The organism is Photobacterium sanguinicancri, from assembly GCF_024346675.1.
Classification (GTDB): domain Bacteria; phylum Pseudomonadota; class Gammaproteobacteria; order Enterobacterales; family Vibrionaceae; genus Photobacterium; species Photobacterium sanguinicancri.
On sequence record NZ_AP024850.1, the window covers coordinates 1,933,656 to 1,947,395 of the forward strand.

Below are 13,740 nucleotides of genomic sequence, written 5' to 3' on the forward strand. Positions count from 1 at the left end.
TACAATCTTGCGTCTTTACGCCGCTTGAGCATCTGACTGCCACTGAGAAGCATTGATCTGTGCGCCCTGCATGACATTCTCATGTCCCTCAATGATCACAGCATCACCACTTTTAATACCCTCTGACACAACATACTGATGGTCTCTGATACCCGCTAAGGTAACAGTGCGTTTCTCTGCTTGATTTGTTGAGGTAATAACAACGACATACGCATCACCATTACTTGCTCGTTGAATCGCTTGTTGTGGCAGCAAGAAGGCGTTTAATGAACGACGGGGAACCTCAGTGCGTACATACATGCCAGGAAGAAGCGTTTGCTGCTGGTTGTCTGCAAGAATACGAACGATTAAATCACCGGTATTCACATCAACACTGATACCAGAGAAAACAATTTTTCCCATAATATCGTCAGCACCATCGTTAGAGAGCATGATGTTCACCCCCAAGCCTTTTTGATTGGTCGCATCACCTTTCGCGACCAACTTACGCAGTGTCGGCAATTTAGAGGCGGGTTGGCGCACATCGATATACACCTTATCGATCTGTTTGATGATCGCTAACGCCTGAGCGTCGCCTTTGTTGACTAACGTCCCTTCAGTAACAAGCGCTTGCTCAATAATGCCGGAGATAGGTGCGCGAATCGTCGCGTACTTAAAGTTAAGTTTGCTTTGCTCTAACGTCGCTGCATTTTGCATAACATTGGCAGCCGCTTTTTTATAATTAAATTCTGCTTCTTCAAATGCTTGCTTACTGACTGAGCTCGTTTTATCCAATGCTTGCAAACGGCTGTATTTTCGCTGTGTTTGCTCAAGGTTTACTTTAGCCTGTGCCAGAGAGGCTTCTTTTTCATTGATATCAATAACAAAAGGTTCTTTATTAATTTGAAATAATGCTTGGTTATTGGCTGTCATTTCCCCTTGTTTAAATAAACGCTCGGTAATAATACCGCTCACTTGTGGCCGAATTTCCGCTGTACGAAAAGCCACAACACGCCCTTGCAGTTCATCAAATAAAGTGACGGCTTGTCGCTCTGCTTTCATCACCGCAACATTGGCAATTAAAGGCGGCTCTCCTTCGGCGGCTTCTGTCTTTGCTGTAAAAATATTTCCCTTGCACCCAACCAGCAAAGTACTGATCAGCATGGTGGCAATCAGCAAGCGCGATTTTTGTCTATCTACAGTCATTACTGCTCTTCTCACGATAAGGCGCTATCTCACCCATTGGAGATAACCCATCAAATAAAAAAGAACCATAACGTCGACGCAGTAAAGAGAAGGTAAAAGATCAGCAAAACAGGCGTACAATGAAAGTGTTATCAATCAGAAAGAGAAAACAGATCAGACGGTAAAGCACCATTTACTCGACTTTTACTCTCGCTAATGTAACTTTCACCGTAAGCTCTGATTTCAGATAATAAGTGCAGCCAAGACAAGTACCGCTACATGGCTTATCACTACGACTTATCCGCAACACGATATGAAGGTAACGATGACTCGAGTTCTATTAATCGAAGATGACCGTGATTTAGCTGAGACACTGCTTCAGCTTATGGAATTTGAAAACATAGTGCCAGACTATGCGAGTAACGGTGCCGCAGGGTTAAACCTTGCACAGACCAATCGCTATGATGTGCTGATTATCGATATTGGTTTACCTAAAATGGATGGACTAACCTTGTGTAAACACCTTCGCCAAGAAGGCTGCCAAACGCCAATTTTATTTTTAACGGCCCGAAGCAGTATTGACGACAAGCTAGAAGGCTTTGCTTCGGGTGGCGATGACTATTTACCCAAACCCTTCGATAACCGCGAATTATTGGCGCGAATCATGGTGTTGTCTGGCCGTCGAAGTAATCAAAGCCCTGTCATTAAAGTGGATGATTTGGAGCTGGATAATAATGCGCATCAAGTGATGAGAGGCGATCACACCATCAAGTTAACGCCTGCGTCCTTTACTATTCTTGAAGTATTAATGCGTGCAAGCCCAAACGTTGTGAGTCGCGAAGATCTAGAAAGCGCACTATGGGGTGACGATGCCCCCAACAGTAATACGTTAAAGGCACACATTTACTACTTACGTAAATCACTTGAACAAGCGCCTGGTATCAAGCTATTGCATACTGTTGCGGGCAAAGGTTGGGTGGTTAAAACAGAGCAATAAAGCCGGCGCCTACAACTCATGAATTAGCACTCTTTATCATCTAAATTTATTTTTAAAGGCAATAATGACTTAGGAAAAGAAGCCGTAGTCACTCCTCGGGCAATAAATAGATAGCAGCGGTTGCTCGGGTAACCGTTATTAACTTTATTCTCATCTAAAACAACAAAGATTGATGGCATATCAGCAGAACCATTATCAACAACGGTAAAACCATCGGTATTCATTGCAGCGGCAATATTTTTCGCATTGAGTGACATCACACCTTGGCGCACATAAATACCCGTATTGGGAATTTCGGTATCATACATAGAGTTTTCGATACCCGCTGTCATTGCTTTTGACATCACGATACCATCAGCCGCATAAAATGCGCCTTTAAAGCCATTTAACGCAGCTATTCTCGCGTCGCGTTGTACGTTTAAAAAACGCGGAGCAGCGGTAACCGCTAAAATACCAAGGATAACAATCACAACAACCAGCTCTATAAGCGTGAAACCTTTATTTCTCAAAAGAGCATCCCCTATTAGCTATTTATACCAAAATAGCATGTCAAAATGATTGCATCATTGCTTTTAAAGGTTTTCATTTGAAATATAACAAGTTAACGCAGTCATTCAGTCATATTGACTTAGTGGCATGTATTCCTATTAGGACTTTCCTCAAGTGGCCGTATGAAAATCAATCAAAGCTTATTACGTATAGTTTTCGTATCCATTGGTAGTGCACTACTGCTGGTTATTCTTTGCTACTCGCTTCTGGCTCAGAGCTTCTACTTTTGGGGGCTAGATAACTCACTGGCCGTTAACTCAATTCATGTTTCAAATTTAGTGGATCAGCAAGGAATTGAGATTGTAGAAAACAAGGTTGATGTTATTGATGCGGAAATTTTCCGAGGTTATGACGCTTTACCCGAAGATATCAAAAATAAGTTCACAGTTGATCAACTTAAAATGGACGAACACTATAACTTTGAAGTGAAAGACAATTGGTATGACTTCCCTCGGGTTATGTATTTCATTCACCCTGCACAAACTCAAACAGGGCTAACCTATTACATCGTCAATACATTCGATGACACCTTCTTACAACCTGAAGTTGAAAAAATCGAAGAAGGGTTACCATCAATTACCATGGTTTCAGGTGTCATCATTACTCTATTCATCTTTGTCGGGTTACTATTGCTTCGCTATATCGCTCGGCCTATCAGCAAGCTTCATCAATGGGCACAGCAGTTAACATTAAAAACCCTCGCGGATCCTGTACCTGCTTTTGGTTTCCGTGAACTCGATGATTTGGCCGAGAAGATTCATACCAACCTACAAAACATTGAAAAAACCTTAAGTCGAGAATCGCAGTTTCTTCAACATGCGAGCCATGAACTAAGAACACCGATTGCCGTGATTTTAAGTAACGCTTCTTTAATGGATCATATGTGGCACGATGCACCACCAGCCTGCCAAAAACCGCTAGACCGTATTAACCGCGCAGGGCTAACCATGAGTCACCTTACTGAAACCCTACTCTGGTTAACACGAAATAAAGACTATCAACCAACAATTGAAACCTTCAATGTCAGCCAATTAACAGAAGAGTTAGTAGAAGAGCACCAATACTTGTTGGGGGGCAAAGATGTAACAGTAGAATTAGCGCTATCGCCTGTCACTCAAGCACTTCCTAAAGTGATGATACGCATCATTATCGCTAACTTGATCCGCAATGCCATGCAACATACCGACAGCGGCCATATTTTAATAAAACTTGAGCAAGGAAGCCTAACCATAGTCAATTGGGGTGAACTACTTAAAGGCGAAAAGAGTGATGGTTTTGGTTTAGGGATTAAATTGGTAAAACAGATTTGTACTAACCAAGGCTGGCACTACCAACAAGATGTGGTCAATGATGCCTGTACCGTTAAAGTATTGTTCAACAAAGTGAATCAAAAAATTTAAACAATCGCCACGCACATCAAGTGAATTGCGTTGAGTGAAAATACTCACCAACGCACTTGGGTTCCGAGCGGCTAGAAAGCCACTATAGATTTCTAGCCGCTAGATAGTAAGCGCTTTTAAATGGCGCTAATCATAAATTCATATGGCTCTTTATCATTAACTAAAGAGATAGAGATTAAAAAACAAAAAAGCGCCCATACTAAGAATAATAGAGAGTAAGACATTGCCTGTTTTCCACACCAATAGCGCCGTAATTATCGCAGCAAGTAGGTAAGGATTAGTTACACTCACAGACAATTCACCGTCCGGAAGAAAAATAATAGGCGCCCAAATCGCGGTTAAAATTGCAGGGCTGGAATAGCTCAGCAACCTTAAAGCATGGTTATTTAGCTTTAATGGTACTCGCGGCTCAAGGAAAACGTAACGGCTAAAAAACACGATGGCTGTCATTGCCAGTATCGATAGCATTATCATTCCTGCTCTCCTCCTGATTTCGTCTCAAGATGCTTCTTAGGCGAATTTCTATCCAGTAATGTCTCGCACATATAGCCTGTCACCATGCCGAATATCGATGCGATCATCAAAGCTGCATCAATCTGCATGAGTGTCAAAAGCACAGATACAACTAAAGAAACACCGACAGAAGCTAAAAGAGGTATCGATTTTATTTGCGGAATAACCAAAGCAATAAAAGTCGCGGCAACCGCAAACTCCAAGCCCACCTCATTCAAAGAAGGAAACTGACTACCCGCAACGATGCCAACAAAACTCGCTAGGTTCCATATCAGGTAAAACGAGCCACCAGCCCCAGCGGCGAACCAAGGGTTAAACGCTTTATTAGATTGCCCACCACACACAGCAAATAACTCATCGGTAAGCCAAAAACCCAGGATTAAGCGCCATCGCGTTGGAAGGTTACTAATTTTCCCTCGCATAGACACGCTGTACAAAAAGTGGCGAGAAGTAATAAAAAAAGTCGTGACCAACATAGTGCCAATACCGACACCGGCTTTAAACATCCCTGCTGCCACTAACTGCGCTGAGCCTGCAAATAGTACCGCAGACATCGCCTGAGCTTCTATACCGGATAATCCCGCATCAATAGCGTAAGACCCAGCTAAAATACCCCAAGGAATCACCGCAATACTCAACGGAAGCACCGCTATTACACCTTGCCAGAACGGTGATTTTCTCTCACTTGATTGCTTGTTTTTTGGGGTGTTGTTTCGGATGTTATTTTGAACCACGGCTTCACCTTATTGTTTCACCAGAGTAACTACTTCCTTCAATCTAGTTTTTTAAGGTTATTAGCGATTGTACAAACTTGCTCACCGCTTTTTTATGTACTGACCCGGAGTATACCCGTTGGCTTTTTTGAAGTGACGATGGAAATGACTTTGATCGTGAAAGCCGCATTCCTGCGCTGTATCTGAAATACTATAACCCAATTTTAGTAGTTTTCTGGCTAATCGCAGCCGCGACTGGATTTGATATGCATGTGGAGGGAGGCCAAACTCTTTTTGAAAAGATCGCACTAAATGGTAAGGGCTAATCGCAGCCAGTTTAGCGAGTTCATCTAATGAAACATCCGCTTGCGGATAATCATCCAAAAACTCTTTTACCAGTAACAACTGCTTCTGCGCTTTGGTCTCTAAATTTGGATTGAGTCTTGATTTAGCGTGCTTTCCCATCAGTTTAACTAAGGTGTCGTAAATCAGTGTCTCTCTTAATAGTCGATTCTCTGAATTTTCTAACGTATTGAAAACAAGGCGAAGTTGATTCGCTAATTCAGGATCGGAAATAACGGCATTAGGGAAATATGGTGCGCCATAGCTAGGTAAATAAAGGTCTTTCGTTAACTGCTCGAGTTGCTTAGGTAACGGATACATAGCACGGTAAGCCCAGCCACCTTCTGTCGCAGAATGGCCACTATGCACTTCATCGGCATTGACTAAAATAATGGTATCTTGTGGAGCAACGTGGTGTCCTCCTGTACGATAAAACCGCTGAGCACCTGTTTCAATCACTCCTATGGTATAGCCCTCATGGCTATGACGAGAGAAGTTCTGCTTTTCGTATTCGGCATCAAGAATTTCAAGACCACCAAGCTCATCGGTAATCTTATAGTCAGCTCTTTCTTTACTGGTTTTCTTGCTAGCCATTCAGTCTCGATTATTTTTCTAAGTTCAACGCAATGTTTCACTTTCAGTCTAGCGTACACCTCACAGATATTTTTGTACAAAATTGCGCTTTACAACCAAATACCTAACCAAACAAGCACCTATTCAAGCAAGTAACTTTATTCCCCCCTTAATACTAAAAGAATAAGCTCTTATCCCGAGACGAATAAGAGCTAAAATCCTACTATTTCACTTTTTGACCTGAGCGCTGCTGTTCTTTCATCGCTCGCTTTTCCTTCTTCCGCTGCTCGATTAATTGCACAGTGTCACCGCCAACGTGCGTTTCGCCACGTGCGATAGACAGCTGCACTTGTTTTTCTCGCTCACGAAAGCGCGCTTTTTGTTCGTTGCTGTGTTTATCAACACACTTAGGACAACTCACCCCTTTTTCAAAATGTTCTGACGCTTGTTCATCACTGGTGATCGGTAAACGACAAGCATTGCATACATCATAATCACTTCTTTCTAGCTGATGATTAACAGCCACGCGCCCATCAAAGACGTAACAATCACCTTCCCACATACTTTCATCTTGTGGCACTTCTTCAAGATATTTAAGAATGCCGCCTTCAAGATGATAGACTTCCTCGAAGCCTTGCTCTTTCATATAGGCAGTTGATTTTTCACAACGAATACCGCCAGTACAAAACATAGCGACTTTCTTATGCTTGGCTGGGTCTAAGTTCTCTGCGACATATTGTGGAAATTCGCGGAATGTTTCAGTATTTGGGTTCACCGCATTTTTGAATGTGCCAATATCCACTTCGTAATCATTACGCGTATCAACCAGTAGCACTTCAGGATCAGAAATCAGATCGTTCCAATCGCTTGGCTTAACGTATGTACCCACAACGTTAAGAGGATCAATCCCCTCTACGCCCATGGTCACAATTTCTTTCTTCAGTTTTACTTTAGTGCGATTAAAGGGCTGTTCTTTACTGAACGACTCTTTGTAAACAACATCGGCAAGACGAGTATCTTGCTTGAACCATTGCAACAAGGCATCGATTGATGCTCGCTTGCCTGCAACCGTACCATTGATGCCTTCGCTCGCCAGTAGCAAAGTTCCGCGAATGTTATTCGCTTTAAGAAGATCAGTGAGTGGCTGGCGAATGGCTTCGTAGTCATTAAGCGTGACAAATTTATAAAGCGCACATACAACATATTGAGACATAGTTTTTCCTTCTGCGAGCTGGAACGTAAATCCAGTGCGGGTCTTTTACAGACTTATTAAAATCACACGAAGTATAACGAAGCATAGCGAGGACAAAAACCAACCAAAAACAGGGCTATATAGCATTACAAATTGCAAGGGTTAGTAATCTAAAGATAAGTAATAAACACTGAGTCAGTATATTAACAACCATAACTTTAGCACTAAACTAACATGGGTCAGGCTATGTTATTTAGTAAAGAATAACTCTACCGAAGCAACACACACCTGACCCAAATTGTTCCAAACCAACAGTTAATTCAGTTAACCGCCTACATTAAAATCACCAAGGCGAGAGTCAAATAAATTATCATTTGATGCTGCCTCCGCTGACTCTATTTGTGAAACATTAATCTGACTACCATCTTCCGTAGGTTGAAGTACTTTCAAGCCATTAATACCTTGAGTATACAAGAGGGAGAAGTTACGAGTTTCATCGTACCACTGCCAAATAAGGTTATTGTTATTCGTCGTGCGTGAACAATCTGCAATCGACAATTGCTCCTGCTGAGTTGATAAACACTTATTAATGTCTTTAGCATACACATACTTTTTATTATTCGGCGTATAATAGAAAAGCTGGCGTGTATCTTCTTTTTTACAATCGGAAAGCGAAACGAAATTATCCGGTTTTACCGTCAAGCATTGTGATTGACGGTCTGATCCTTTTAAGGACGATAATGTTACAGGTTGAGCACCAGAGAATATTGAACTATTCCAATCAACAGTAAATTGAGTAGATTTACTATATTGATGTAATCTGAACTTTTTATCATATGGATTGTAACCAGCTTGTGAACCATGGTAATAAAGCCGTCCAGCAGCCCAATAGCTATACCCGAGGACATTCATCCCTGTCACAGTGGCCTTTATGTTCAGCGTTGATAGCCCAGTTTTATAATATGGGCTGGCATATGTTGAAGAGAAAACGGGCACAAAACCATTTGAATATGGTGTTCCTTCCAATTTACTTAAATCAAGAGGATCATCGTATGAGCTACTCGCGTAATTCCAGCACCAGTTTTCTGTATTCTTCAACAGGTTACAATACCCCTTGTAATCAGTAATATGAGAACCGTAACGTTTATTACGATAAGTGATATTAAATGACTGAGTTCCATTACTTACATCAAACCCCATGTAGTCACCATTTTCGTAAGTCACCGTCTCTGATGTTTTCACACCTACAGACTTAATAGGTACCTTAGGGATACTAATGCCTATATTAATATCGACAGTTGAGGTTTTACTGAACTTAGAAAGGTTCTTATCGGTATTTTTCGGCACAAAGTCATAGAGCTCAATATCACTATCTTGTAAAGAGGTACTGATTGAAACTTGGTCGAGATAATCAGGGTAAGAGTAATAACGCGACTGATGCGCGGCGTAACCATCCTGAGTCCAACTCCGAGGCCACTCACCTGTCGCATGAAAGTTAACACCTGGACTCTTCACTAAGCTCACCCTCACGAACTTCTTATTGTCAGGGGAAATTTGGCCAAATTGGTGAAAGAATGGATAACGTGAAAAAAAATCCAGCTTATATTCAAATACTGCTTTCTGACTACCATTGAAACGCTCTGTATTTGAAAAAGGGATTTCTTCTCTCACATATTTCGTTGTTACCATGTTTTGTTGTGAGCTATTACCGCTCATATTTACAGAGCGCGCGTACCTGCGATGCGAAGCTGTGTTGGAAGAAGTATGGCTTTGTAGCGGTTTATCGATTTCAGAGAGAAGCTTATCCGGTTTTATCTCATCAAATAAGCTAATTACACTTTCAGTTTGACTATAAGGGTTTTTGATAAGTACATAAGGATGTTCAAAGCCAACACCAATCAAGTGAGCAGTTTTCTCTTTTCTTTTTTGTACATCCACAGTGGAAGAGTTGATAAAAATATATTGGTCACAACCGATCGGAATAGGTTTCTCATCTTGGTTTGAAAGATCAACAAAGCACCTTTCATCGTATGAGATTGCACCAGTGAGAATTGACTGAATTTCTTCATTACTCATATTTAGTGCAAATGAGTTCGAAGCAAACAGCAAGCTAAAAGAGCCTAACGCCATTACAGTTTTCATTTTGGTTTCCATAATAAATAATATTTAATATGATGCATCAGTTGAACATCACAATTTTATTAGTATCACAGTTATAAATTTATCTTTATAAAAGTTTTTATTGATGTGCAACAAATCAAATACCAAACGTTTGCTATTTTAATACAGATGACTTATACCAATTGTCCTTTGCTGTTCAAGCACAATTATTTTGTATTAGTAACTTTAAAGTAAAATATCTTATCTACTTTTAATCCACTTTATTTAACCCGAAATCACTATGATGTTTTCACCCAATGATAAGATACTTTATAAATCACAGATTACATTATTACTATACGGTACAACTTTAGTGATTTTATAATCATATCATCCCTCTTTAAATATTTATAAATGCCGACCTTTAAAATAACTATTTCCCTGAAGGTAAATATCCACTTCATCATTCCTATTAACTTAGCGCTATTTCTGTAACGACGGACTGCTCCGTTTTGAGCCTGTCAGCTAGAATTATGGAATGCGATCATCCTTTTTACTGACATTAGCTCTAAGGTTAATCTTGATACAGCAATCTCAACAACAGCCAACAAAGCCCGTAGACCAACTCACATTCATCCAAAGTATCTTTGACACCTTGGTGCAGCACTATGGTGATTATATTTGGTGGCCGAACGATAATCCGTACGAAATCATGCTAGGTTCTATCTTGGTGCAAAATACGAACTGGAAGAATGCCGATAAAGCGCTGAGCAATCTAGCTGAGAATAAATTCCCGCAACATATCGCAGCCATGTCATTAGAGGAATTAGCACAAAGCATTCGACCCAGTGGTTACTACAATCAAAAAGCCATTAAGCTAAAATCGATGACGGCTTGGTTTAAGGGTTACCAATACGATATCAACAAAGTGCGCGCACAAGATAAAGTAACTCTGCGCAAAGAGTTATTAAGCGTGAAAGGGATTGGTGGCGAAACTGCAGACGTTATTTTAGTGTATGCGATTGGTAAGCCATCTTTTGTTATTGATGCTTATACGCGTCGTATCTTTGAGAGAAATGGCCTTACTGTTCCCAAAAGCTATGAACGATTTCACGATTTAATGGAGCAAGCTATTCCTCTTGATACGGCTCGCTATGCTTTGTACCACGGCTTGATGGTCGACCATGGACAAGCCTTTTGTAACCCCAAACCTAAGTGCCAGCACTGCCCTCTTAGATTGACCTGTGTAACTGGGCAATCGCATTTAGCCGATACGCCTAAACCAATATTTCTTGATCAAAAGAAATAGACTCAACCTTACTTTATTCCAAATAAAAAAGGCTTCCCTACAGAAGCCTTTTGCTATCATTTTAAAAAACCGCCAATTATACCCACTGAAAAGAAAGCCATCTTAATGAGCGGGCAATCAACAACAACCGAATAAATGCTATCTATATTTATTCTTTGAGCACTGTGGGCTACTCACCGTCCCGATAACGTTTTTCAGCTTCATCTTGCGGTTCAAATTCATCGCAGATGATAGGTGTCACTTCATCGGTACTGAATTTGATCATCGCAGGAATAGAGTAATTCGGCACATTATCGTAGCTAAATACCGAATAGTATTTTGGAATATTAGCATTGCCGAATCGATCAAAGGTGTAACTGTCTTTACCTGCATACAACTTCACGCCATCAAACGGTGAGCGTGGCGGATGGAAACTATTGCGTACCACATACGCGCCAACAAAATCATTATGTTCTGGATTATCCCACGTCAACTTCACTGCACCATCTTGCAATTGTGCTTCAAGGTTTTGTGGCGATTCCAACGCCTGATAACGACGCTCAATATAGTCAATCACCAGCTGTGGGCGGTGCTCATCTTCCAAGCCATACCAATCAACTATGGCTTCTTTTTGACGCGAGGCCGATGTCGCACGGATGATCAGCGTGACATGCTTACCTTCGGCATGGAGTTGCTCTAGGTATTGCCGTGCCGAGCTATCAAACATGAAGCGCTGGCGAGGTGACTTCGCTAAATCCTCACTACTCACTTCATAACCAATAAACTCAATTTTTTCTCTGTGCTTCACACTGTAGTAATCAAGGCTATCGAGTTCGGCCATTTCAACCGTAAAGCGCATATGTTGATCTAGCCCTACTAGCGAGCCACTTTCGATTTCAAAGTAAGCTTGGGTAATCGCAATATCGACACTGTTACTGATGCACGATAACGAAAACCCGACCTGACCAAATACCGTTTCACCTTGATAATCAAATCCTGAACGTAGTTCAGCAGGATAATGTGCTTCACTCTCTATGGTATGACAGTCGGTTGCCGATAGCGCGACTTGATACGGTTTGCGTGTATAGATTAAATCTAGGTTTGGTCGGTAATGGATCCCACCGCCAAAGCGTCCGTAGCCAATATCAAACTGCATCATCTGCGAGTCATTACACAGAGGTAAACTGTCGGGCCCTTGCAAACGCAATAACAAGCGCCCTTTTTCTAGTTGCTCTTCCACCAGCCTTTTCTCAAGCGCACTAAATCGCCATGTTTTCCAGATCCCTTGTGTCAGTTGATCTGAATCGATGGCATCGCCTAAAGTTTGAATCGCCGTCGCTGATTGAATCTGTGCAAAATCGGTAATATCGCTAATATCTTCTGGGTTAAGGATAGATACCGACCACTCTCCATAGTTTTCTATTTTGGCGCCAACACGGTTCATCGGATACAAAGAGAACACCGCATCTTTAATGATCGCATCATCGGGTAATCGATCGATATTGAAATCTATCACCCCATAGCAAGCACCTTTGGTTTTGTTCACGCCAATAAAGAGCGAGTTATTACCAAAATGTTCTCGGTTCTGACTTGCAGTTAGTTCACCGACATAGCCAATCTGTTCAGGATTTGGAAATAAGGTGAAAGCAAATTCATCTTTTTCTAAGCAGGTTTTGATTTTCACTTCAGGAGCAAACGGTGACTTAATGCGATTAAGTCGGTTCACTTTGCGCAGGTTGTAGAAATAACGATGACCCGATTTTAATTGCTTATCGATATAACTAAGCTGCGAAGTTATCGCGATAAGGTTTTCTCGAGTACATTGATACTTAGGCGATTCACTGCGGTAAATCTGGTAGTAACACCCGTCCTGATCACTTTGAACTTCATCTGTTTGGTTGCCTTTGCTGGCATCACACCTAACATCACTATTGCCATCATCCCATGTAAGCTCCACCTGATTAGCGAGTACTTCTTTGGTGGTGAAGTTTTCCGGCCGTTTGGGTGCTAAATCAGAGTAATTGATCGCAGTGCCTAACGCATAAAGCAGTGCGGGGATATTCTCATCCACACTTTGCGACATATTGATCAGATAATCAGGGATATTGCGACTACCCACTTCGACTACCGAAGACAAAATACCGCGATCGTAGTAATACTCACGGCCACTACCGTGGATCAAATTGGCGGGTGGCTTACCACGATGAATACCGTACTGGCGCTTCGTCACTTTGTAGATTTCATTCGCCATATTGGCGCACATGATATTCAGATCTGTGCCTTCAATTTCGGCTTCATGGTTAAACTTATGCGCAGGGAAAAAGACATTTCCTTGGGAATGGTAATCTAAGGCAATCTGAATATTACTGTGGCTTTCAACAAACCCTTTAATAGCTGAAGTCTCTGGTTCAGAAAATGCAGCTTGGCCACCGTAAATATTAGATTGAGTATTAGTTGAGCGCTTAAAGTTGATACCAAAGTTTCGATTCAAATCGACCCCAAAAGTACCGTCTCCATTGTCTCGTCGATTTTTACGCCAGAATGAAAAATGCTGGCGTGAATATTCAAAACCGTCGGGATTTAAACACGGCACCATATAAAGAGTATTGCGAGTTAGAGCTTCAACCACATCTGGGTTACTTGGATAGTTATCTAACAAGTACTGTACAAAGTTAACCGCCAGTTCAATCCCAATCCACTCTCGCGCGTGAATGGTCCCCGTGTATAACAGTGCTGGTTTAAGATCCGCGTAGGCGACATCTTGCGATACTGTCACCATCATGATCGGCCGCCCTTCATGGGTTTCACCGATGCTTTCTAAGCGGATCAAATTCGGGTGCTTTTCCATTGCTTGGGCGAGAAAGTCTATTGTGTCTTGATACGACAAATATTGCTTTTTCATCATTTAT

At 41.6% G+C, this 13,740-nt stretch carries 11 protein-coding genes; 3 read left to right on the top strand and 8 right to left on the bottom strand.

Annotation, left to right across the window (positions count from 1 at the left end; translation table 11 throughout):
* Positions 1–15 precede the first annotated feature (15 nt).
* Complete coding sequence (locus OCU87_RS09325; RefSeq protein WP_261856968.1) at positions 16–1,185, bottom strand: efflux RND transporter periplasmic adaptor subunit; 1,170 nt, start codon at positions 1,183–1,185, stop codon at positions 16–18.
* A gap of 304 nt (positions 1,186–1,489) precedes the next feature.
* Here OCU87_RS09325 and OCU87_RS09330 point away from each other — a divergent pair, with 304 nt between their 5' ends.
* Complete coding sequence (locus tag OCU87_RS09330) at positions 1,490–2,161, top strand: response regulator transcription factor (RefSeq protein ID WP_083540933.1); 672 nt, start codon at positions 1,490–1,492, stop codon at positions 2,159–2,161.
* Positions 2,162–2,184: 23 nt separating this feature from the next.
* Here the strand turns inward: OCU87_RS09330 and OCU87_RS24995 are convergent, their stop codons facing one another.
* Positions 2,185–2,670: a type II secretion system protein gene (locus OCU87_RS24995; protein ID WP_315972473.1), complete on the bottom strand. Its 486-nt coding sequence runs from the start codon at positions 2,668–2,670 to the stop codon at positions 2,185–2,187.
* A gap of 162 nt (positions 2,671–2,832) precedes the next feature.
* Between OCU87_RS24995 and OCU87_RS09340 the strand changes: the two genes are divergently transcribed.
* The gene (locus tag OCU87_RS09340) at positions 2,833–4,110 is read left to right on the top strand and encodes a sensor histidine kinase (protein WP_261856969.1); all 1,278 of its coding nucleotides are present in this window, start codon (positions 2,833–2,835) and stop codon (positions 4,108–4,110) included.
* A 156-nt stretch (positions 4,111–4,266) separates the two neighbouring features.
* On the opposite strand, the gene OCU87_RS09345 is transcribed toward OCU87_RS09340, so the two are convergent.
* From OCU87_RS09345 to OCU87_RS09365, 5 genes are all read right to left on the bottom strand, one after another.
* Positions 4,267–4,584 (bottom strand): AzlD domain-containing protein, encoded by a 318-nt coding sequence (locus tag OCU87_RS09345; RefSeq protein WP_062690631.1) that lies wholly within the window; start codon positions 4,582–4,584, stop codon positions 4,267–4,269.
* On the bottom strand, positions 4,581–5,342 hold the full coding sequence (locus tag OCU87_RS09350) for an AzlC family ABC transporter permease (RefSeq protein WP_062690696.1): 762 nt from the start codon (positions 5,340–5,342) through the stop codon (positions 4,581–4,583). Before OCU87_RS09350 ends, OCU87_RS09345 begins: the two co-directional genes overlap by 4 nt.
* A gap of 96 nt (positions 5,343–5,438) precedes the next feature.
* The gene (locus OCU87_RS09355) at positions 5,439–6,272 is read right to left on the bottom strand and encodes an AraC family transcriptional regulator (protein ID WP_261856970.1); all 834 of its coding nucleotides are present in this window, start codon (positions 6,270–6,272) and stop codon (positions 5,439–5,441) included.
* A gap of 202 nt (positions 6,273–6,474) precedes the next feature.
* Positions 6,475–7,464 (bottom strand): oxygen-dependent tRNA uridine(34) hydroxylase TrhO, encoded by a 990-nt coding sequence (trhO, locus tag OCU87_RS09360; RefSeq protein ID WP_261856971.1) that lies wholly within the window; start codon positions 7,462–7,464, stop codon positions 6,475–6,477.
* A 303-nt stretch (positions 7,465–7,767) separates the two neighbouring features.
* Positions 7,768–9,585, bottom strand: a complete 1,818-nt coding sequence (locus OCU87_RS09365; protein ID WP_062690628.1) for an RICIN domain-containing protein — start codon at positions 9,583–9,585, stop codon at positions 7,768–7,770.
* A gap of 538 nt (positions 9,586–10,123) precedes the next feature.
* On the opposite strand from OCU87_RS09365, the gene OCU87_RS09370 reads away from it, so the two are divergent.
* Positions 10,124–10,852, top strand: a complete 729-nt coding sequence (locus tag OCU87_RS09370) for an endonuclease III domain-containing protein (RefSeq protein ID WP_261856972.1) — start codon at positions 10,124–10,126, stop codon at positions 10,850–10,852.
* Positions 10,853–11,021: 169 nt separating this feature from the next.
* Here OCU87_RS09370 and OCU87_RS09375 read toward each other — a convergent pair whose 3' ends face one another.
* Positions 11,022–13,733: a M14 family zinc carboxypeptidase gene (locus OCU87_RS09375; RefSeq protein ID WP_390960814.1), complete on the bottom strand. Its 2,712-nt coding sequence runs from the start codon at positions 13,731–13,733 to the stop codon at positions 11,022–11,024.
* Positions 13,734–13,740: the final 7 nt, after the last annotated feature.